Genomic DNA, 20948 nt, shown 5'->3' with positions numbered 1-20948 from the left:
ACAAGTTCGGGCAGGCTGAAGCTGATTTCTGAGCAGCATTAACGTTAGCTTTCATATGCGTGACAGCAACGTTGCTCTAATGTACCGATTGCGAATAAGACCGATACTTGATCAAAGATTGTGTAGAGATGGCTGACTTCCTGTCGAAGCTCGCGCGCGAAGCGGGGCAAAAAGAGCAAAAAGGAAAGCGCGCCGGCGCCAGTAAAGTTCAACCCAAAAATGTTTCGAGACCTGGCAAGGCCAACGGAGCCACTTCGGACTTGGCAGCCCAAGCTGAGCCTCTCATACAGCCGCCGTTGCCGGACGCGCCGGCCGCAGAGAAGTCAGTCGAGGATCTCTTCGCGATCAGGCGTTACCTCGAAGGCTTGGGACTCTTCGACGAAACGTTTTATTCCGTCACCTATCCCGACGTCGTTGCAGTTGGTGCAAATCCGTTCGAGCACTTCTTTCTCTACGGATTCAAGGAGGGAAGAAAGCCAAATCCCATCTTTGATCCGATGTGGTACGTCACGACCTATCCGGATGTTCAGGATGCTGATATTCAGCCGCTGCTGCACTATGCGAGGCATGGTGAGCCTGAAGGCCGCCGTCCCAGCCCGTACTTTCAGCCCGCGTGGTACCGAGAGAAATACGCCATTCCGGCGACAGAGAGCCCGCTTGCTCACTATCTGAAGAACCGCATAGGCCCGTTCAGCCCGATCCCCGAGTTCGACGCGCAATATTATCTCGACACCTACAAGGACGTCGCGGCGGCCAACGTTGATCCTTTCGAGCACTTCATTTTCCACGGCTATAAGGAAGGCCGTAATCCGTCCGCGGAGTTCGACACCAAGTTCTATATTCAGCGCTACTTCAAGGGAAAGACCGACCAGAATCCGCTGTTGCACTATTTGGAGCATCGGCACGAAGAGGGCATTTTCCCGTCCCCGCCGGAAAACGAAGCGACCATTCCCGCGGAGATCAAGCGTTTTACCAAGCCGAGCGCACTGTTTGAGGAACTGCGCCCGCTGCCCCCGAGCACAAAGCCTCGGGCCAAGGTGCTGGCCTATTATCTCACACAGTTCCACGCCTTCCCCGAGAACGACAAATGGTGGGGAACGGGCTTCACCGAATGGACCAACATCAGCCGCGGCGTGCCGCGTTTCAAGGACCACTACCAGCCGCGAGTCCCGCGCGACCTCGGCTTCTATTCGCTGCTCGACATCGAGACGATCCGGAAGCAAGTGAAGCTGGCTCAAGCCGCCGGCATCCATGGCTTCGTCTATTACTACTACTGGTTCAACGGCAAGCGCCTCATGGAGCGGCCGCTCGAGCAGTTCCTTAAGGCGCGCGACATCAACATGCCGTTCTGCTTGATGTGGGCGAACGAGAATTGGACTCGTCGGTGGGACGGCATGGAGAGCGAGGTCCTGATCTCGCAGGACTATCTCGATGATGACGACGAGCGGCTGCTCGGCGATTTCTGCCGGCACTTCAACGACCCCCGCTATATCCGCGTGCAGGGCCGGCCGCTCCTGATGATCTATCGTCCTCGGCTCATCCCGGATACGGCCAACGTCGTCGCGCGCTGGCGCGCCGTCTTCAAGAGGAAGTTCCGCGAGGATCCGATCATCATCATGAGCCAGAGCTTCGATGATTTCGATCCGACCGTGATGGGCCTCGATGGCGCGATCGAATTCCCGCCGCACAAGATCACCAAGTTCACGCCGCAGGTCACGTCGGAAGTGAAGATCCTGGACGATACCTTTGCCGGCCAGGTCTACAGCTATGATGATGTGGTCAAATACTCGACTGATGAGCCGCGACCGAGCTTTCCGCTGATCAAGACCGTCGTTCCGAGTTGGGACAATGATGCGCGGCGTCAAGGCACGGGTCTGGTCATCCAGGGCTCGACCCCTCAGAAATATGAAGCCTGGCTGTCGATGCTCGTCGAAGAAGCGCAGCGGCACACCTTCTTCGGCGAACCCTTTGTCTGCGTCAATGCCTGGAACGAATGGTGCGAAGGCGCCTATCTGGAGCCGGACCTGCATTTCGGCTCGGCCTATCTGAACGCCACGGCGCGCGCCGCTACAGGCCTGACGCGGGATCTTTCGCAGCCCAAAATCCTGCTCATCGGTCACGACGCCTTCCCGAGCGGGGCCCAGCACCTGCTGCTCAACATCGGCAGGACGCTGCGCAGCGCCTTCAACATGGAAACGGAATATCTGCTGCTCTCCGGCGGTGCGATGGAGGCGGAATATCGCGCCTCGGCGCCGCTCACGGTGCTCGGCAAGCTTTCGGATCTTCCGGCTGCGCTGCAGCACTTCAAGGACAAGGGCTTTTCTGCCGCCATCATCAACACCACGGCAAGCGGACGAGCGGTGAAGCTCGCGGCCGAAATGGGCTTCCGGGCCATTTCGCTGGTCCACGAATTGCCGCGGATTTTGCGCGAAAAGAACCTGGAAGACGATGCGCGCATGGCGGTCAGCCAAGCGCAAAAGGTGGTCTTCGCCTCCGAATTCGTTCGTGACAAGCTCGCCGACGCGCTCGAATTTGATGAGAGCGACGAGCGCTTCCTGATCCGGGCTCAGGGCAGCTACAAGCAGATTGTGGAAGCTCCCGACGAGGCCGCCGCTATCCGCAAGGAGTTCGGGCTGGTCGCAGGCGACAAGATGGTGCTCGGGGTCGGCTATGCCGACCTGCGCAAGGGCATCGATCTCTTCCTTCAGGTCTGGAATCTCGTTCGGCAGGACCATCCGCATGTCCATTTCTGCTGGGTCGGCGGCATGGACCCCGGCCTCCAGGAATGGCTCGGACCCGAGATCGAGCGCGCCAAGGCGACTGGTCGCTTCCATTTTGCCGGCTTCCGCTCGGACATGCAGGGGCTCTATTCGGCATCCGACGTCTATGCCCTGACCTCGCGGGAGGATCCGTTCCCGACCGTCGCGCTGGAGGCGCTCAGCGTCGGCGTGCCCGTGGTGGCCTTTGCCGAGTCCGGCGGCATCCCCGGCTTCCTGCAAAAGGAGAAGGTCGGCCAGGTCGTACCCTATTGCGACGTGCCCGCCATGGCCGACGCCGTTGCGCATTTCCTGGAATGGCCGCCGTCGGAGCCCGAGCGCGAGCGTATGGCCGATATCATCGAGGTGAACTTCACGTTCACGGACTACGTCCGCGATCTGCTGCGGCTCGCCGTTCCTTCGCTTCCCACCATCTCGGTCGCGGTGCCGAACTACAATTATGCCCACTGCCTGCCCGAGCGACTCTATACGATCTTCGATCAGAACCATTCGATCGAGGAGCTCATCGTGCTCGACGATTGCTCGAAGGACGACAGCATCTCCGTCATCATGAAGGTGGCCGAGGAACGCCAGCGCGATCTGACGCTGCTGGTCAACGAGGAGAATTCCGGCTCGGTGTTCGCGCAATGGACCAAGGCCGCCGAAATGGCCAAGGGCGAGTTCCTGTGGATCGCCGAAGCCGACGATCTCTCCGAGCCGACCTTCCTGTCGAGCCTCTTGGCGTTGATGAAGGCCGACCCGAACATCGCCTTCGGCTTCACCGACTCCAAGTCGATCGACGCCGAGGGCCAGCACGTCTACGAGAGCTACAAGCCCTATTACGCCAGCATCGAGCCCGGCGCGCTGTCGAAGACCGAGGTGTTCGAAGGCCGAGAATTCGTGACCCGCTTCCTCGGCGTCAAGAACACCATCCTGAACGTGTCTTCCGTGCTGTGGCGGCGGGAAGCGCTGCTGAGTGCGCTGGCTGCTTGTCGGAAGGATCTGAAGGATCTGCGCATGGCCGGCGACTGGCGCATCTACCTGGAGTGCCTCGCCGCGCCCGGCGCCAAGATCGCCTACGTCGCCGATCCGCTCAACGTCCACCGCCGTCACGCCGCGAGCGTCACGCATTCGCTGAAGGCGCAGAAGCACATCGAGGAGATTGAGAGCATGCACCGCGTCGCGCGCGAGCGGTTCGCTTTCTCGAAGCGGGAGACCGGGGCGCAAGAAGTGTATCTGGCGGAGGTTTCGGCGCAACTTCTCGGAACGGCCTCGGACGAAGATAAGACGAAGAAGCCCACGAGGACAGTGGTCCGTACCGCAGCCAAAGCATAACTTTTCTGATCCGATCTGACGAATGGGGCAATAATGTTCGTACCTTCCGCGGAATCTCTGATGAATGCACTGAACATCAACAAATCGGTGCTGGACGGAAATGGGCAGGTCAAGGTACCTGCGCGCCTGCTGAAACTGCTGCTTCAGGTGGCGCTTGCTGCGGCGGAGTTCGATGAGGATAGCTATCTGCGCGAGAATCCGGACGTGGCCAAGGCAATTGGTCGTGGGGACGTTGAAAGCGCACATCTTCACTACATTGGTTTTGGATATTTCGAGGGTCGCCGCGGCGGCGGCCCCACAGTGGACGACGATTGGTACCTTGCTAAATATCCCGATGTTGCGGCGGCCGTTAAAGACGGGCGGGTCAAATCGGCTGAAGCTCACTTCGAGTCGATCGGTGGTGGAGAGGGCCGAAGCCCGGCTGCCGAATATGAAGCGGATGCAGCGCAGTGGAAATTAGCGATCAAAGGCACTTAGGCATGAGGGCTCACCCTGATATCCGGGCAGAAGCATTCTGATCAGATGAGCTTCTTGCACGCGAGAGGATATTGAATTTACTTTAGCCCTTGGGGTTTATTCTTATGCCGGGTTCTTTCGGGGAGGGGAGGGCAAGATACGAGATGCACCAGCTGCTAATAGCTCTTTCCGAAATGCGGACGCGCGATCCTTCGGTTCGGCGGGAGCGGCTCAGGGAGGACGTGGAAGGGCTGATCGGAAAGTTCTTCCCCGGCAGCTCGTCTTTGCCTGTTGTTGCTCAAGTACTGGGATTCCTGTTCAAGGATGCTGCTCTGGATGGAGCAGGTGCCAGCGACTTAGAAAATGTCTATCTGGCTCACATAAAGGAAATTAAGGAGTTCTCTGCGCGCGCCGAAGCACACTTGTCGCAAACGGCAGTGTTGGAGACGGGTCAGCAGGAGGATTGCCTTGTTTCAACTATCGATAGATGGGATCCCCTGAAACTCATAAACTACCTCACTCTCCAGACGGTGCCCGCATCTAACAAGCGGGCGATTGTCGCAACTGCTCGAGATGAGGGGTTGAGTATCCTCGAATGGATTGCGTACCACCGCGTCATCGGGTTCGACGCCTTCTTCATTTACACGAATGACAACACTGACGGTTCTCTAGACCTTCTTGAGCTCTTGGCGCGCCACAACGTTCTCACGCTGATTAAGAATTCGGTCGCGGCGAAGGTTTCTCCGCAGCAAAAGTGCTATGAGCATTCGCTCTATTTTCTGCCTCAGCTAAGAGCCTATAACTGGGTCGCCTACCTGGATATCGACGAATTCTTTCGACCTCTGAAGCGGGATGCCATTTCGCTAGACGGTCTTTTTGATCACATTTCCTCACTGCATCTAGAAAGGTCCCTGTCATCTGTTTTCTTCAATTGGAAATGGTTTGGCAGCGGTCTCAAATTCGAGATGGAGGACAGATTCGTCCTAGAGCGCTTCAGCGAGACTCGGGCCGACCAGCACGGCAAGAGCCTTTCTCGTCTTCGGGATATCGTTTCAATGCGGCCCGTACATTATCCGACTTTGCTTCCCGGATGCGTATTGCTGGATTCCGAATTCAAGGCGGTTACCGACATCGCAACGATGCAACCAATTTATGGGATGGGCCAGATTAACCATTACTGGAACAAGTCATTCGAGGAATTTGCCTTGAAGAAGGTTCGCGGCCTGCCTTCGCAGGGATTGGCCGGCAAGCAGCGCGATTTCGAGCAATTCTTTGCTTGGGACGCTCGAGCAGGGAACGCGTCGATCGAAACTATGCCGTCAGACCTTCTTGCAGACCTTCGGCGTGAGTACGACGCTTTGTTGGAGTTGCCTGGTATTGCCGACCAACTTGATATCATTAGGCGTGGCGTGAGAAGCAGACTGCAGGAACTTGAGCGGCAGTTTGATCTGAAAGCCGTATTCCAAAAGACCCAAGGTTTGTTCAGCAATGGATAAGTGTCTCTGACGGTGCATGCCAACGCCCAGACTCACGGCTCCAGTGTTGCCAGTTGCCCAACCAGGTGTCGACGCAAACGATTTCGGGGCCTCCGGTACTTGGAAGCCATTCATTCGTGAGAACAAGTTCTCCCTGTCAAGGATCTAGGGGATGCTACAACTTGGTGGCGGAGATATCTGGCCAGGCGCCAATATCCGATGAACCGCTTCCAAATGGCTTGTGTCGCATGGCAACGTTGGGACAAGCCATCCTCCCTCATCGTTTTCATTCCAAGCGTAAATCAAGACTGCTGGAGCGCGTAGGCCATAAGGTTGCTCCGCGATGAAATCGAGTGCTCGTTGCAAATGATGGCTTATTTCCGAAGATGTAGGTTTTTCGAAGTAGTACTGCATTCCAACATACGGTCTTTGTCCGGACTCCCAGGGTACAGGATGCTCCACACGCGGTCTCCTATCTGATCCAGCCATCACCGTTGGAACCAACGGGAGACCAAGGCTACTCAAGGAGCGCCACCGCTGCTCTACAACTTTCTCTAGGGCTGAATAGGAGCCAATACCAAGCGGATCACCCAATGCATACGCTCCGACTGCGTCGCCGCCGAGTGAACTCCACTCAGAAGCTTGGGCAAATGGTCCGGCCAGCACAATATACGGATTTCCAACGCCAGCCGAGATTGCTTCAGCACGAAATCTCGCCAATTGGCTGCGCAATCCGTCCGGGCCTTTCCATCTCTGAAAGAGGATGTTCTTGTCGATGAATCCAAGGAAGTAGAGTGGGCGTTCATCATGCACCCGAACATATTGTGGGCGCTTCATCAACTCGATATGTTCTCGCGGGATACTGGATAAATTGTCAGCGCTTCCCCACCGAGCCAGTTCCGTAAAGAAACAGAACTTTACAAGGTCCTTTATGCTACTGGACAGGTAGTACCTCAGCGCGAGAGACATGGGATCGTCAATTCCGTAACCAACGAACGCCCAATAGTCCAAACGTGCGTAAGCGGCCTGTTGTATTTCCAGATCAATCAGGCTCTGAGAGGCGTGCGGCAGTTCTACTTGCGCGTTTAAGCTAGGTGGCACCTTCGCAAAGAAGGGGGCGCGCCATTGGTATTGCGGAGGGCTCAGCGCTTTTTCGACAGCAGCCGTGACAGAGCTACCGGGTGCATACCAAGCGTCCCATCGGATCGCGCCAACCAGAGGGCGCTTGCCGCTCGGTTCGGCGCCAGGGCATGATTTCGCTAAGGCGACACTTGCGACCGTAGTCAAAAACGAGCGGCGCGTAAGACGCATCGGCACCCCTCAGGCAGTTTGCGGATCGTATACCTTAAGCGCGGAAAAAGCTGCGATACCAGGCGACAAACTGCGCCAATCCCTCGCCAAGCTTGACTCGTGGAGCGAAACCGAAGTCGCGCGCCGTAGCGTCAATATCCGCATAAGTAGATTCGACGTCGCCAGGTTGCATTGGTAGTAAAATCTTTTCGGCTGTAGTCCCTAATTCCTTTTCAAGAATGGAAATTAGATTCCCTAATTCTTCCGGTTTATTATTCCCGATATTGTAGATCCGATAGGGCAAGGATGGAGCACTGAAGACAATTCTTTCGATTGCGTCGACAATGTCGTCCACGTAAGTGAAATCCCGTTTCATCTTACCGCCGTTAAACAATTTGATTGGCTTGCCTTCAATGATTGCCTTTGTGAACAAGAAGTAAGCCATATCGGGCCGCCCCCACGGACCGTAAACGGTGAAGAAACGTAGTCCGGTCGTTGGGAGCTGGTGCAGATGGCTGTATGTATGTGCCATCAGTTCATTCGCCTTCTTTGTTGCGGCGTACAGACTGACGGGGTGGTCGACCCGGTCCTCAATTGAGAACGGCTGCTTTATGTTTGCGCCGTATACCGAGGACGAGGACGCGTAAATGAGGTGTCCGCATCCATTGTGACGACACCCTTCAAGTACATTTAGAAAGCCGGTGAGATTGGACTCAGCGTAGGCGTGCGGGTTTTCCAGCGAGTATCTCACCCCGGCTTGCGCGGCCAGATGGATCACGGTGGGGAAGCGATACTGCCGAAACAGCTCCTCCATGCCGGCTCTATCGGCGAGGTCGAGCTTCACGAACTTGAAGTTCGGATGAGGGCGCAGCAATTCCAGGCGAGCGGACTTTAGCGCCGGGTCGTAATAGTCGTTCAGATTGTCGAACCCGACGACCGTTTCACCGGCGCTCAGCAGGCGCTGGGCGACATGGAAGCCGATGAAGCCGGCCGCGCCGGTGACCAGAAGAGGGGCTCGTTGCATCTCTTAATCCACAATTGCGTCGGTGCGGTTCCATTGCTTCGCGGCGCCAAATTTTTCTGCTTTACCAAAGGGTTCCGCAAATCCGGCATGACTCGCGCGCAAAAACCCTTTCTACTGTGCATGGGGTTGTTTTCGCACTTTTGTATCGACCACCCCGACGGTGAACCCGTTACGGCGACCCTACTTGCTCAACCCCACCCGCTTCGCCTGATAGCCCCGCTCCAAGATCGCCTGCCACCAGGGCTTCTGCTCGAGATACCAGCGCACCGTCTTCTCGATGCCGGTCTCGAAGTTTTCCTCGGCGCGCCAGCCGAGCTCGGTTTCCAGCTTGGTGGCGTCGATGGCGTAGCGGTGGTCGTGGCCGGGGCGGTCGGTGACGAAGGAGATCAGGCGGCGGTGCGGGCCGGCCTCATCAGGGGCGAGGTCGTCGAGCAGGTCGCAGATGGTCTCCACCACGTGCAGGTTGGTGCGCTCGTTGCGGCCGCCGACATTGTAGGTCTGCCCCGGCTGCCCGCGCTCCAGCACGAGGCTCAGCGCCTTCGCGTGGTCCTCGACGAACAGCCAGTCGCGGATGTTGCTGCCGTCGCCATAGACCGGCAGCTTCTCGCCGGAAAGGCCTTTGATGATCATGTGCGGGATCAGCTTCTCCGGGAAGTGATAGGGCCCGTAATTGTTGGAGCAGTTGGTCACCAGCGTCGGCAGCTCATAGGTCTCCCTCCAGGCGCGCACCAGATGGTCGGACGAGGCCTTGCTGGCCGAATAGGGCGAGTTCGGCGCATAGGGGCTGGTCTCGGTGAAGAGGCCGTCCGCGCCCAGCGAGCCGAACACCTCATCGGTCGAGATGTGCAGGAAGCGGAAGCGCTCGCGCTTCTCGCCGGTGAGGCTGCGCCAGTGCCGCAGCGCCTCCTGCAGCATGGTGAAGGTGCCGACGATGTTGGTCTGGATGAACTCCCCAGGGCCGTCGATCGAGCGGTCGACATGGCTCTCGGCGGCGAGGTTCATCACCGCGTCGGGCTGATACTTCTCGAAAAGCTGTCGCAGCCCCGCGCCGTCGCAGATGCATTGCTGCTCGAAGGCGTAGTGCGGATTGCCTTGGGCGCCCGGCAGCGAGTCCAGATTGGCCGCATAGGTCAGCTTGTCGATGTTGACGACCCGCGCATGGGTGTCGCGCAACAGGTGCCGCACCACCGCCGAGCCGATGAAGCCGGCGCCGCCGGTCACGAAGATCGTCGAACCCTTGAAACGCATGCCCCGTTCTCCGATGGTGGGTCAGCGCGCGAAGCTGCGCGCGACCGATTGCAAATATTCGCCGTAGCTGCTCTTGGCGGACCTTTCGGCGACCTTCTCAAACTGCTGCAGCGAAATGTAGCCCTGCCGAAGCGCGATCTCCTCCGGGCAGGCGATGCGCAGGCCCTGGCGCTGCTCCAGGATCTGCACGAAATGGCTGGCCTCGACCAGCGAGGCATGGGTGCCGGTGTCGAGCCATGCAAACCCGCGGCCGAGCACCTCGACATAGAGGTCGCCTCGCTCGAGATAGGCTTTGTTGACGTCGGTGATCTCGATCTCGCCACGGGCGGACGGCTTGACGTTGGCGGCGATGTCCAGCACGTCGTTGTCGTAGAAATAGAGCCCGGTCACCGCGACGTTGGATTTCGGCTGCTTCGGCTTCTCCTCGATTGACAGCGCCCGCCCGGTGCCGTCGAGCTCGACCACGCCATAGGCCTGCGGCTCGTTGACGACGTAGCCGAACACGGTCGCCCCCTTCTTGCGGAACGAGGCGCTCGACAGCATGCTCGGCAGGCCGTGACCGAAAAAGATATTGTCGCCGAGGATCAACGCGACCGAATCCGAGCCGACGAACTCGCGTCCGACGATGAAGGCGTCGGCAAGGCCCCGCGGCGTGTCCTGCGTCGCATACTCAAACCGCAGGCCGATGTCCGATCCGGTGCCGAGCAGGCGCTGAAACAGCGGCTTGTCCTGCGGGGTGGAGATGATGAGGATGTCCCGGATCCCCGCCAGCATCAGCGTCGACAGCGGGTAGTAGATCATCGGCTTGTCAAAGACGGGCAGCAGCTGCTTCGACACGACGGTCGTCACCGGATAAAGACGCGAGCCGGTGCCGCCGGCGAGAATGATGCCCTTCATAGCCCCTCACATGACTTAACTATTTCCGAACGTAGCAGATGGCGTGCGCTGCACAAGTTTGTTATAAACCTAGGGTAAACCGTAAAACGCCGGGATGTTTTAGGCGCTGAATATGAATGTTGTTGCGACCGAGCTTCCAGAAGTCCTGATTGTCGAGCCAAAATTATTCGGTGACCAGAGGGGTTTCTTTTTGGAAACCTACCAGTTTCAACGTTACGTAGAAGCGGGGATACATCGTCCTTTCGTTCAGGACAATATGTCCCGCTCCGCCCGGGGCGTGTTGCGAGGCCTGCATCTGCAAAATCCCAACACCCAGGGCAAGCTGGTCAGCGCAATGCGCGGGCGGGTGCTCGATGTCGCCGTCGATGTCCGCGTCGGCAGCCCGAATTTTGGGCGGCACGTTGCCGTGGAATTGAGCGAGGAAAACCGCCGCCAGCTCTGGGTGCCGCGCGGCTTCGCCCACGGCTTTGTCGTGCTCTCCGAGACCGCCGACTTTTTCTACAAGTGCGACGACCTCTACAGCCCGAAGGACGAGGTCTCCATCCGCTGGAACGATCCGGCCATCGGGATCAAGTGGGGCATCGACAATCCCTCCCTGTCTGCCAAGGACGCTGCTGCCCCGCTGCTCGCGGAGGTCCAGAACCTCCCAATCTTCGGGCAAATCTGATGCGCATTCTCTTAACCGGAGCGGCAGGGCAGGTGGGTGGAGCGCTGCTGCCCCTGCTGCGCGATCAGCACACGGTGATCGCGCTGGCACGTCATGAATTCGACCTCTCAAAGCCGGAGTCGCTGGCCGGCAAGCTCGAGGCGCTCAAGCCGGATCTGATCATCAATCCCGCGGCCTATACCGCCGTGGACAAGGCAGAAGACGAATTGGCGCTGGCTTTCCTCGTCAATGGCGACGCGCCGGCTGCTTTGGCCCGCTGGGCTGCCGCGCACGACGTCCCAATGGTTCACTTTTCGACCGACTATGTTTTTGACGGCAGCGGACGTAACCTTTGGCGGGAAGACGACCCGACGGGTCCGCTTTCAGCCTACGGTCGCAGCAAGCTTGCAGGCGAAAGCGCGGTTCGGAGCGCCGGCGGGGCACATCTGGTGGTGCGAACCGCCTGGGTCTATGCCGCGCAAGGCGCAAATTTCATGCGCACCATGATCCGGCTCGCCAGCGAGCGCGACTCGCTGCGTGTGGTGTCGGATCAGTGGGGAACGCCCACGACGGCGCGCACCATCGCGTCGGTCTTGGTCGAAATCCTGGGACGCGGGGCAGACCTGTCCGATGTTTTCGCGCGCGCGAACGGACTGATCCACCTCACCAATTCAGGCTCGACCAGCTGGCATGGGTTTGCGAGCGCGATCGTGGAGGGGCTGCGGTCCCGAGGCGTACCGCTGAAGGCTACCGAGGTCCTCCCGATCGCCACCAAGGACTACCCAACTAAGGCCACGCGCCCAGCCAATTCGCGATTGGATCTGACGCGCCTAAAGGAAGCCTACGGGCTTGTGCCTCCAGCGTGGGAGCGTGCGCTGGCCGAGGAGCTGGATGCGTATCTGGAGACGGTTGGTGCGACGCCGTCAGCAGCTGGGGCTTAAGGTCCTAACGGCAGGAAAGGCTGACGAACTCGTGAAAAATAAGATTTGAACTTGGCAAGAAGTCGTACAGACTTACGGGTCAAATAAGGGGATTCTTGGAAGGCGTCCGAGCTTTTTCCTGCAAGACTTTGAAGCGTTCACTTTCACGTCGTCACTGCGACTTTTCGAATACGGAATGCTTTTTCTGAAGCAACGGGCCTTGGGGGGCCATCAGCATTTGATCTGGATGGCAGCGTGCGTTTCGCGCGTGTCACAACCATGTTGCTGCCGTCAAGCTATTGAGGAGTTGGCGTGAGCTTTGCTGTGTTGGGCAACGCGGGGCTTTTGAGTCATTAGGGGGCGTCTTTATGAGTAGCAGAACTGTACCTGAACGGATCAACGAATTCCTCGTCCGCTGCGCCGGGCGTGCCTATTGCGATCATTGTATTCAGGAGCGGCTGGGACTGCGCTGGCGCCAGCAGGTCCAGCTGGTCACCGCCACGCTTGCTGTTACTTCAGGTTACCACCGTAGCAGCGCGATCTGCTCGACATGCGCAGAAAGCAAACAGGTCATCGCCTATGTCGCGGCATCGCAGATCGCGAAGCCGATGCTGAAGCTGCCGATGCCTGTTGTGGAGATCTCCAAAGCCGAAAGGCGCCGATCCCGCTCTATGGTGAGGCAGATCGTGGCGGCGAAGCCGCAGCTGCGCCACGGTGACGGCGAACAGCAGAGCAGCGGCGAATAACAAACGACGCGATCGAGCAGGTGCTGAAGATCGCGCGACCAACCGCAGGTGACCTTCGGGGGAACCACTGCTGCGCAGCGCCACGGACGCCGCTGGGTCCCTAGAGCGCATCACCCGCCAGTCAAACCTCGCGATCGACCCTCCGCGGCGCGGAGGCTTGGAGCACGGGTCCGGTCGGAAAAGGCGCCACAGCGTCTGACACATCGGCGTGTTTGGACTGGCCAGCCCGCGCGGCGACCCACCGCGAGCGCAAGCGGTTAGATGGCCCGTCCACTAGCTTCCAAATGAGCCAGCTCAAGACCGCGATTGCCGCCACCGCGACCGCGACGTGGGTCAGGCGTGTCGCCATCGACCCGCTCGCCACGTCAATGAGCTGCAGCACCGGCCAATGGACGAGATAGACGATGTAGGACAGGTCGCCCAACATGCGGTCTAGCGTTGGGGTTCGCTGCTGGGTCGTGTAGATCGTCCACGGCAGAATTGCCACCGTGACTGCAATGTTGAGATATTCGTTGAACCTGAACAATGGGCCAGGATGCGCACCTCCCAGGAGGATGTCGCGATAAGGACATATCGCCAGCGCCAGCAGCGCTGCACCGACCAGGGCGACGCTGCGGAGGGCCAGGGATCGTGACGGATGCCATTGCGCCGCGAAGGCGGCAGCGCCGGCAGAAAAGAAGATCAAATAGCGCAGCACCAGGCCGGACGGCGTGGCGACGCACGCTGCGACGGAGAGACAGAGACTGGCGACGATGGTCACGCGCCAACCATAGATCGCGCAGATCGCGATCAAAGGGGCAACGAGATAGAATTGCATCTCGATGTCAAGCGACCAGGCAGGTACATTCGGCTGGATCGGCAGGCTCGCGTAGCCGAGTATGAAGATGCTTGAAAACGCTTCGGCCAACCACGCCATAGGCCCAATGACCGGTGCGTCATTGGGCACTGCAATCAGCCACCCCCCGACTGAGCAGATCGCAAACACCGGCCCGAGCCGCCAGAACCGCGAGATCAGGAACGTTACATAGGGTTGCCGACAGGCCGCGTACTTGGCGTGCCACATCGAGCACACCCAATAGCCGCTGAGAGAGAAGAAGGTATAGACGGCGGCGTGCCCGAGATTGAAGCGCGAGACATGTGTGACGACGACGATCAGCGCGAGCAGCAATCGATATTGCCCGGGACCTGCCCAATTCATCAATTCAAATCCTTCGTCGCCTATCCGAGACCCGTTTCGGAAGCGATCGTCAATCGAGAGCGACTCGGCGCGGGCGTAAGCGATCGGTACCAAGACTCACGGTTAAAATCGCAGGCAGCATAGAGGAGCCTTGCTGCGAGCGAAAGAGCGCGCAGCGGCACACGGAGATCACACGGAGATAAGGTGCAAACAACCGCCGTAACGCCTCGCATCTCGCCAGCGGTGCGGCCTAGTCCTCGGTGCGCGCCAGGTGAGTTCAGGTGCAGGCCGATACCTGCGCATTGCCAACCGTCGGGCCAATAGGTAGGCATCTTTGGCGACGGGGTCCGCACGACGGCCTTCGATCACGGCTTGATCTCGCTCGCCGCGCTGGGTACGACTGAATCGTCAGCCAAGCACCCTCATGCCCGAGCGCGATCGGCGACAACCGGCTGTCGTCCCCAAAGGATCCGCTCGATGAAGGAGGCGAAGACAATTGGACCGATACAGAACAAAAAGAAGTCAAGAATTTTATGGCTTCCGTCGCGCGCCCACTGCAGCAGCAGGCTGACCATCCAAAAATAGGCCAAGTAAAAATACACCGAAACCGAAGGCCGGCAAAAGCGTTTGAAGATTGCGCCGTAAAATGCCCCGCAAAATCCCATGGTAATGACCACGCCAGCATAACCGAGGCTGATCCAGCCATCGCCGACGAGGGAGGTGGTCCTGGAGGTAAAGCGTCCGTAGGCGTCGAGGTTCACCCACTGCACCGGTGAGCCGACGGGCTTGTCGGGCCACAACACGCGAGGGATCGGCTGCGTAAAAATACCAAGATACTGCGTGAAGTAAGAATAGGTCTGGCTGACGTCCGGAACCTTCGCGATGACATAGCTGAGGAAGTCGAAATTGGCGAAGTCTGGATGGGCGCCAAAAGAGGACTTCGCAATGTCAAAGCTGAATTCAAACTCCCCGGTGGTCAGGAATTTGACCAGGCTGTCGCGATTTTGGCCGATCGCCACGAACAACCCCAAAACGATGGCCATGCCTACGTAGTGGCTCCAGGCGAATGTGTGCCGCTTGTGGATATACAGTGTCATCATGCTCGCGACCAAAGTCGAGATCACAATTTCCCATCTCTCGCCAAGCTGCAGGGCAACAAATGCGCAGAAGAAGATGGCGAGAAAGGACCACCAGCGAGCGCGGGTCACGTGAATGAGCAGGGCTGCGAACGGGAACGCGAACTCGCGAGCGTTGACGACATACGCCGTGGTGTCACTAAAAAGTTTATGACCTGTCGCCGGATCGACCGTCATATTGATCTTTCCCAGCTCCAGAAACACTTCCACGCCGTACGTCTGACGCATGGTGAGAGCAAGGAGGAGCGAATAGGCGATCAGAGGAAACAGCAAAAGGAATGCGAGCTGAAATGAGCGCAGCTGTGTGCGCGTGAGCTCGATGAAGTTGAACGTCGGCTCTGTCGATCTAAAACCAAGCGCCGTCAAGTAGGCAAGGATGAAGCTTACCAATCCGAGGTCGGCAACGAACAGCGTCTTTAGGAAGATGCCATCGTCGGGCATGTACATCATGAATTCAAATTCGGAGCGAATATCGAACAGATACACGACGACCGGGCGTTGCACGAATACGATGAAATGGAATGCGAGGTAGATAAAAAGTCCGGAATAGATGTTTAGATAGCCGCGCGCGTGCAGACCGACGAGCAGGCTTATAAAGAAGATGACGTGAACGATTAGCGCGATTTCGATCATCCGAACCGTCGTGGACGTGGTCGCGTGGGGCGACTCAAAGAACCTTTGTTATCATGGCAGTCGGATATCACCTCCGAAATAATTAAAATTCCCGATTTGCCCCAATTTTGTGATCGGAAATTCCAGCTCTTTCTGACCAATCACGCGGCCATCCTCCAGAATCTGGATGGTGACTGGTCCCTCAGCGAGTTCAAATCGATGGTGTTGGACGCCTGGGGGAAGTGCTGCGGATTGACGCTTCCCACCGACGGCTACCTCCACCGTCAACGTTCGGGGCAAGAATGCCGTCACATAGATTCCGTCGACGAGGTTCTCCCATCCCTTAGGGCGTCCCTGATTGCCAGTTTCAGGGGAAGCGATGCCCTGGGCGAACTTGGAATGAAGCCTATAGAAGTAGTAGATCGCAGCATGATCGATCACCGGGCGGACGGAGGATTTGAACCACGCGACAAAGTAACGACTAGCCGAAAGGAAAGCTTCATGGCTGAGCAGCGGGCCCCAATGATAATTCCACAGATCTTGCTGTCGGATGTGGCCGAACGGCGCAACATAAGTCGATTCACCCCAATCGTTCCAAGTCACGATTTCGACCCAGTTTGCTCCGCTCTCAATGGCAGCGACCCATTGGGCTGCCATGCCTTCGAAGCCTCCGCTTTCGAACACACGGTAGTTGTGACTCAGGCCACGATAATAGGGTGAGATGCCGATCATTGAAACCTTGCCGGCCATTCGGCTGCGTTCGGCCACCACACGGCCGTCGCTGGGTGGAGGCGCCGGGCCAAGATCAGGCCCAAAGTTGAAGTAGCCGTCCATCTCGGGGTGTTCTCGGTACAGCCGATCAAGGAATTCCGCAGTAGGGTGGCTGTAGTTTCTCGCCCACGACGCTCCCGAGAGGTATTGATAATTGGGCACTAGGAAGGGCTTTAACCCCAACGACGACAGCCTTTGTGAGAGAGATGAGCCCCATTCCGGTACCCCCGAAAATGTACTGACGACGGGACGGCTGTCGACCCGCAGGTATGCCGGGCTGCGCGATAGTTCGGTAAGCATCGAAACAGTGTCTTCAACCGAGACATCGTCAAAGGATACGAAGAGCTTGAAGGATAGAGGGCTTGCTTCGGCGGCTGCAAAAATCCGCTGGCTGATGGTGCGGTAGATTGGCTCGCGCAGCCAACTCGGCATGTTGAGCACAAATCCGTCGATGCCGTAGGATTGGGCGGTCTGGATCTCCCGCTTGAAGTCGTCAACCGTTGCACCCAATCCGCTCGCTGGACAGCAGACCATGTAGTGCGCGAAGACCATACGAGGCACCGGCGGCCCTTCGGCATGGACGACCGTGCCGAACGTTCCACAACCCAAGAGGAGGGACGCGATCATGCGAGCTATTCTCAGCACTGTTGTCTCTCCGGCGTCAATCGACAGACATGCACTACAAGTCCCCGGCCATTGCCCGTTTGATGGCTCGAGCCGAATCCTCTAGTCTAGTCTCTTCGCATGGGTAAGACGACCGCAACGGCGAATTGGGCATGATCGGCGAAAAGCGTAATGTCGTCATTGCTGCGGCCTTTCCCCCGCCGTTACACGGACTGGCGAAGATATCCGAGGCGATTGCATCGGACCTTGCCGAGTTCGCCTACGTCCATCGTTGCGATTTGTCGTCCGGCTCTCTGCGACGTTCATGGGGTTACCATTGGCGGAGAATCTCGTCGGTCCTCGCGGCAGCAGTCGGAGTCCTGCGCAACGGGCTTCGTCCGAACCCTTGCCTTTACATTCCTGCGGATGGCGGCTTGGGTATAGTTTATACGATCCTCCTAACAGGACTGGCGCGCCTGTCGCAACAGGCGATTGTCATTCATCACCACAGCTTCTCCGCAATCGACCAGCGGCGCTGGCTGATGTCCGCTCTGGTTTTGATTGCCGGGAATGGCGCGGTCCACGTCTTTCTCTGTCAGATGATGCAACTGCGATTTCGGAAACACTATCAGGGGGACTGGAGGGGGCTTATCTCGTCAAATGCTGTACATCTGTCCGCCGCCCCGGGCACGCGCTTGCAAGGAAGTGATGAGATCAGGATTGGGCTCCTGAGCAACCTTACCGCGGAAAAGGGACTTTATCTTTTTCTCGATCTGCTGCGAGCGTGCGTGCAATGCGGCCTTCCGATCACGGGGATGCTGGCGGGCCCGATCCCGTTCGAAGAAGACCGTGCCAGAGTGCAGGCCGCCCAATGCGAGCTTGGAGCGCGATTGATCCATGTCGGTGCGCTTTACGGTCCCGACAAGGATGAGTTTTTGGCGGGGCTCGACGTATTTGTGTTTCCAACAGGGTACCGCAACGAGGCCCAACCGAATGTGGTGTTCGAAGCCATGTCGGCGGGCACGGCAGTGATCACATTTGCCAGAGGCTGTCTGAGCGAGGATGTGAACCAAGACTGTGGTCCCATCATCGATCCGTCCAATGATTTCGTGTCGGTCGCTTGCGCGCAGATCAAGAGTTGGAGCGATGATCGGAAGTCGCTCGCGGCTGCGAAGGCCGCTGCGAAGGAGCGGTTCATCGCGCTTCGGGCAACGGCCGCTGCAGATTACGGCGATCTGCTCTGTACGATTGCCGACTTGGTGTTGCCTGGCTCGTAAGCCTTATGTCCGGTGGCTTTCGGGCTGTCGAAGCGCGCAGCGTAGGTCCGACGATACGCTGCGGCGATCCGCTCTGCCGTGTCGGTCATAGTTGGAAACGTGTCGCGGCTTGCAATGGCGCCGTCGCGCAAGCTCTGCCGCAGTGATCGGGATGCGTGGATTTTGCCTATGGTATCGGCAAGTGCCTCAGGTGTACGGGGCGGAACGACAAATCCGTTGACGCCCGATCTGATGACGTCGCGGGCGCCGACATGCTCAGTGACGATCGCAGGCAGGCCGCAGGCGAGCGCTTCGGTTACCACAAAGCCAAATCCGTCCTGAACCGACGGTAGGACAAGGAGCGAGCTGGTTTGGTAGAGGCGCACGAGATCTCTGCGGCCAAGTGGTCCGAGATAGCGGAATATTCCCTCGTAAGGCTGGAGCGCTCGTTTCATCTCGTGTCTCATAGTGCCCACGAAGATCAGTTCCGAGCGGTGTAAGTTCAAGCGTTTCCAGGCCTCCAGCAGATAGACGTGGCCCTTGATCGGATTGAGTTCGGCAACGCAAAGCACCCGAAAGGGCAAATCGGCGGCAGGGGCGCGTGCAGGCACGAACGTCTCAAGGTCCGTCGGCAGTTGAATGATATCGATGGCGTCAGCCGAAAAGCCGGCGTCAACGAAGCTGTCGCGAACAAGAGTCGAGAGGCAGTAAATCCTGTCGCAGAGTTCGATTTCGGCGAGGCTATTGCTGACGTCGGCGACGTAAGGGCCAGGCGCGATCGACAAGCGCTCTAGTTCGATGCGCATTTCGCGTTCAAAGAACGCAGGATGGCAAACGATAGGATGTCCAAGGATGGCGGCGCCCTCGCGCTTGGCTCTCTGCAAGAGGCCGACGGCCTTGCCTTGAATCACGACATGCAGCACGTCACAGGGCCGCCATGCGGCATGGGCCGCCGCAAGCCATAGCGAGTCGTAGAGAGGATAGATCGTATCCGCGAAGGCGTGATTCAGGTATCGGGCATGAAATTGAAGAAGGTATTCCTTCAAGAACAGGTTCCGAGCCTGGGATCGCTCGATTTGTAGTCGCGCGGCGTTGCTCGATAGCCGCGCTGCGTAATAGACGCGGCCCAAGTCCGCGACCTTGTCCAATTCGGGAATGAGCTGAAGCTGTTTGAAGTCCCCACAGACCGCAATATTGACCCTTGGCCTCGCGATGTCACCCATTCTTGTGCCTGCGGCTGGCGATATCGACAAGTCTGGCTTCGAATTCGCTTAGAATGATCTGCTTGTCCCAGCGCGCGCATGCCAGGGCCCGTCCATGCTCGCCCATGCGCATCCGCAAGCTGGCGTCTCTCGCAAGCGTTAATATCGCACTGGATAGCGCCCGCCGGTCGGATGGCGGCACCGGAATGCCGGCGCCGTCAATTTCGATCGCGAGCTGGGTGCCAGGATTTGCCATCGCGACCGCTGGTCTTCCAGAGGCTAGAATAGGAGCGAGCTTCGAGGGCAGCATGAGATCGGAGACCTGGGCACGTTGTGGAATTAAATGGATATCCGCAGTCGCAAGTAACTCCCGCATTCGCTCGTCCGGCTGCAGATCAAGAAATCTCACGTTCGAGAGGGGAGCCGTGATCTTGATCAGATGTTTCAGCAACGCTCCGCCACCGCATAAGACGAACACGATCTCGGGCGCTGTGCTTTGGAGCTCAGCTGCGGCCTCTGCAAGGCTTTCGATGCCCTGCTTGGCAGCGATGCTTCCTGCATAGAGAGCAACGATATGGCGATCGGACAAGCCGAGCTGTTCTCGAAATCGGGTCATCCGATTCGCCGGACTGATTGCATCCGTGTCGACCCAATTCCTGAATTTTACAGTCCTTCCCGGCAGAGCGCCCTTGGTATGCAACCGATCCATCATGCGAGGTGAGATGGTCGATATTCGATCGAATTTGCGCAGAATGACAGACTCGACGGATGTCGCCGCACGGCGAAGATTGTTGCCCGCGAGCATCCCAAGTTCAAAGGCGGCATCTAGCTCGAAGTCCTGAATGTGAAGCCAATTCGGAGTTCCAAACATTCTCGACACGGCCAGAGCCATGGGCGCGATCAGGAAGGACGGTGTCACGGCCAGCAGGACATCCGGGCGCAGTTGGCGCACCGAGGCCAGCAGCTTGGGGAAGCTGGAAATTGCGAAGGAGGCGTGGCTCATGATCCGGCCACGCTTGCCGGAGGGCACAACCCGAGGCAAATAGAGCGGGCAGCGGCGGACCTTGACCAGATTCCTGATCTCATGCTGGTAGGACCGGTTGTCGTAACCTTCGGCAAGGACCCAATTGGGATAATAGGGGTGAGCCGTTACAACCTCGACCGTATGGCCGCGCGAGGCCAACCACTCGCACAGTTCGCTAGAATATTTCCCGATTCCGGTCAGTTCGGGAGCGTAATTGAGGCCGTACGCCAAAATCTTCATGAAAAAAGTCAAGTTTGGCAGCGCCACCTGCAGAGACACCCCTCAGCCTTTAGGGCTGTGCGGTCCGGACCAGAATATTGGATGATGGCCCCCAGCACCCGAGCGACCAAAGGGTCAGCGTGGGCTCATCTTTA

At 58.3% G+C, this 20948-nt stretch carries 16 protein-coding genes; 7 read left to right on the top strand and 9 right to left on the bottom strand.

Going from position 1 to position 20948, the window contains the following annotated elements; translation table 11 throughout:
• Positions 1 to 260: 260 nt before the first annotated feature.
• The 3 genes from XI05_RS19765 (at position 261) to XI05_RS19755 (ending at position 6043) form a co-directional block, all read left to right on the top strand.
• Positions 261 to 4091, top strand: a complete 3831-nt coding sequence (locus XI05_RS19765; RefSeq protein WP_271504865.1) for a glycoside hydrolase family 99-like domain-containing protein — start codon at positions 261 to 263, stop codon at positions 4089 to 4091.
• A 60-nt stretch (positions 4092 to 4151) separates the two neighbouring features.
• Positions 4152 to 4568, top strand: a complete 417-nt coding sequence (locus XI05_RS19760; RefSeq protein WP_271504863.1) for a hypothetical protein — start codon at positions 4152 to 4154, stop codon at positions 4566 to 4568.
• Between the two features lie 221 nt (positions 4569 to 4789).
• The gene (locus XI05_RS19755; RefSeq protein ID WP_271504861.1) at positions 4790 to 6043 is read left to right on the top strand and encodes a glycosyltransferase family 2 protein; all 1254 of its coding nucleotides are present in this window, start codon (positions 4790 to 4792) and stop codon (positions 6041 to 6043) included.
• 144 nt (positions 6044 to 6187) lie between these two features.
• Here XI05_RS19755 and XI05_RS19750 read toward each other — a convergent pair whose 3' ends face one another.
• The 4 genes from XI05_RS19750 to rfbA all read right to left on the bottom strand — a co-directional run bounded on the left by XI05_RS19750 (position 6188) and on the right by rfbA (position 10481).
• Positions 6188 to 7333, bottom strand: coding sequence for a hypothetical protein (locus XI05_RS19750; RefSeq protein ID WP_271504858.1), 1146 nt, complete (start codon positions 7331 to 7333; stop codon positions 6188 to 6190).
• A gap of 34 nt (positions 7334 to 7367) precedes the next feature.
• The gene (locus XI05_RS19745) at positions 7368 to 8336 is read right to left on the bottom strand and encodes an NAD-dependent epimerase (protein ID WP_271504856.1); all 969 of its coding nucleotides are present in this window, start codon (positions 8334 to 8336) and stop codon (positions 7368 to 7370) included.
• Positions 8337 to 8516: 180 nt separating this feature from the next.
• Entirely contained in the window at positions 8517 to 9584 is a 1068-nt protein-coding gene (gene rfbB, locus XI05_RS19740; RefSeq protein ID WP_271504854.1) for a dTDP-glucose 4,6-dehydratase, read from the bottom strand.
• 21 nt (positions 9585 to 9605) lie between these two features.
• Positions 9606 to 10481 carry a glucose-1-phosphate thymidylyltransferase RfbA gene (gene rfbA, locus XI05_RS19735; protein ID WP_271504852.1) on the bottom strand — a complete coding sequence of 292 codons (876 nt, stop codon included), beginning with the start codon at positions 10479 to 10481 and terminating at the stop codon, positions 9606 to 9608.
• 112 nt (positions 10482 to 10593) lie between these two features.
• Here rfbA and rfbC point away from each other — a divergent pair, with 112 nt between their 5' ends.
• The 3 genes from rfbC (at position 10594) to XI05_RS19720 (ending at position 12793) form a co-directional block, all read left to right on the top strand.
• Positions 10594 to 11148, top strand: coding sequence for a dTDP-4-dehydrorhamnose 3,5-epimerase (rfbC, locus tag XI05_RS19730; protein WP_271504850.1), 555 nt, complete (start codon positions 10594 to 10596; stop codon positions 11146 to 11148).
• Positions 11148 to 12068 carry a dTDP-4-dehydrorhamnose reductase gene (rfbD, locus tag XI05_RS19725; RefSeq protein ID WP_271504849.1) on the top strand — a complete coding sequence of 307 codons (921 nt, stop codon included), beginning with the start codon at positions 11148 to 11150 and terminating at the stop codon, positions 12066 to 12068. Before rfbC ends, rfbD begins: the two co-directional genes overlap by 1 nt.
• Positions 12069 to 12415: 347 nt before the next feature.
• A complete protein-coding gene (locus XI05_RS19720; protein WP_271504848.1) occupies positions 12416 to 12793 on the top strand; it encodes a hypothetical protein in 378 nt (125 codons plus the stop codon).
• A 121-nt stretch (positions 12794 to 12914) separates the two neighbouring features.
• On the opposite strand, the gene XI05_RS19715 is transcribed toward XI05_RS19720, so the two are convergent.
• The 3 genes from XI05_RS19715 to XI05_RS19705 all read right to left on the bottom strand — a co-directional run bounded on the left by XI05_RS19715 (position 12915) and on the right by XI05_RS19705 (position 17116).
• Positions 12915 to 13961: an acyltransferase family protein gene (locus tag XI05_RS19715; protein ID WP_271504845.1), complete on the bottom strand. Its 1047-nt coding sequence runs from the start codon at positions 13959 to 13961 to the stop codon at positions 12915 to 12917.
• Between the two features lie 431 nt (positions 13962 to 14392).
• Entirely contained in the window at positions 14393 to 15739 is a 1347-nt protein-coding gene (locus XI05_RS19710) for an oligosaccharide repeat unit polymerase (RefSeq protein WP_271504842.1), read from the bottom strand.
• Positions 15740 to 15790: 51 nt separating this feature from the next.
• Positions 15791 to 17116, bottom strand: a complete 1326-nt coding sequence (locus XI05_RS19705) for an endo-1,3-alpha-glucanase family glycosylhydrolase (protein WP_271504839.1) — start codon at positions 17114 to 17116, stop codon at positions 15791 to 15793.
• A gap of 149 nt (positions 17117 to 17265) precedes the next feature.
• Between XI05_RS19705 and XI05_RS19700 the strand changes: the two genes are divergently transcribed.
• Positions 17266 to 18369: a glycosyltransferase family 4 protein gene (locus tag XI05_RS19700; RefSeq protein ID WP_271504836.1), complete on the top strand. Its 1104-nt coding sequence runs from the start codon at positions 17266 to 17268 to the stop codon at positions 18367 to 18369.
• On the opposite strand, the gene XI05_RS19695 is transcribed toward XI05_RS19700, so the two are convergent.
• Both XI05_RS19695 and XI05_RS19690 read right to left on the bottom strand, forming a co-directional pair.
• On the bottom strand, positions 18318 to 19571 hold the full coding sequence (locus tag XI05_RS19695) for a glycosyltransferase family 4 protein (protein ID WP_271504834.1): 1254 nt from the start codon (positions 19569 to 19571) through the stop codon (positions 18318 to 18320). The two genes, XI05_RS19700 and XI05_RS19695, sit on opposite strands and share 52 nt — an antisense overlap.
• Positions 19564 to 20814, bottom strand: coding sequence for a WcaI family glycosyltransferase (locus XI05_RS19690; RefSeq protein ID WP_271504828.1), 1251 nt, complete (start codon positions 20812 to 20814; stop codon positions 19564 to 19566). The genes XI05_RS19695 and XI05_RS19690 overlap by 8 nt, the downstream gene beginning before the upstream one ends.
• Positions 20815 to 20948 lie beyond the last annotated feature (134 nt).

It is taken from the genome of Bradyrhizobium sp. CCBAU 11357, from assembly GCF_028128865.1.
Lineage (GTDB): Bacteria > Pseudomonadota > Alphaproteobacteria > Rhizobiales > Xanthobacteraceae > Bradyrhizobium.
This window is presented reverse-complemented; position numbering and strand designations above follow the sequence as displayed.

Excerpts from the sequence above, each read along its gene's own strand:
- XI05_RS19760 (WP_271504863.1), top strand. The coding sequence starts at position 4,152 with ATGAATGCACTGAACATCAACAAATCGGTGCTGGACGGAAATGGGCAG.
- XI05_RS19750 (WP_271504858.1), bottom strand. The coding sequence starts at position 7,333 with ATGCGTCTTACGCGCCGCTCGTTTTTGACTACGGTCGCAAGTGTCGCC.
- XI05_RS19745 (WP_271504856.1), bottom strand. The coding sequence starts at position 8,336 with ATGCAACGAGCCCCTCTTCTGGTCACCGGCGCGGCCGGCTTCATCGGC.
- rfbB (WP_271504854.1), bottom strand. The coding sequence starts at position 9,584 with ATGCGTTTCAAGGGTTCGACGATCTTCGTGACCGGCGGCGCCGGCTTC.
- rfbA (WP_271504852.1), bottom strand. The coding sequence starts at position 10,481 with ATGAAGGGCATCATTCTCGCCGGCGGCACCGGCTCGCGTCTTTATCCG.
- rfbC (WP_271504850.1), top strand. The coding sequence starts at position 10,594 with ATGAATGTTGTTGCGACCGAGCTTCCAGAAGTCCTGATTGTCGAGCCA.
- rfbD (WP_271504849.1), top strand. The coding sequence starts at position 11,148 with ATGCGCATTCTCTTAACCGGAGCGGCAGGGCAGGTGGGTGGAGCGCTG.
- XI05_RS19720 (WP_271504848.1), top strand. The coding sequence starts at position 12,416 with ATGAGTAGCAGAACTGTACCTGAACGGATCAACGAATTCCTCGTCCGC.
- XI05_RS19710 (WP_271504842.1), bottom strand. The coding sequence starts at position 15,739 with ATGATCGAAATCGCGCTAATCGTTCACGTCATCTTCTTTATAAGCCTG.
- XI05_RS19705 (WP_271504839.1), bottom strand. The coding sequence starts at position 17,116 with ATGATCGCGTCCCTCCTCTTGGGTTGTGGAACGTTCGGCACGGTCGTC.
- XI05_RS19700 (WP_271504836.1), top strand. The coding sequence starts at position 17,266 with ATGATCGGCGAAAAGCGTAATGTCGTCATTGCTGCGGCCTTTCCCCCG.
- XI05_RS19695 (WP_271504834.1), bottom strand. The coding sequence starts at position 19,571 with ATGGGTGACATCGCGAGGCCAAGGGTCAATATTGCGGTCTGTGGGGAC.
- XI05_RS19690 (WP_271504828.1), bottom strand. The coding sequence starts at position 20,814 with ATGAAGATTTTGGCGTACGGCCTCAATTACGCTCCCGAACTGACCGGA.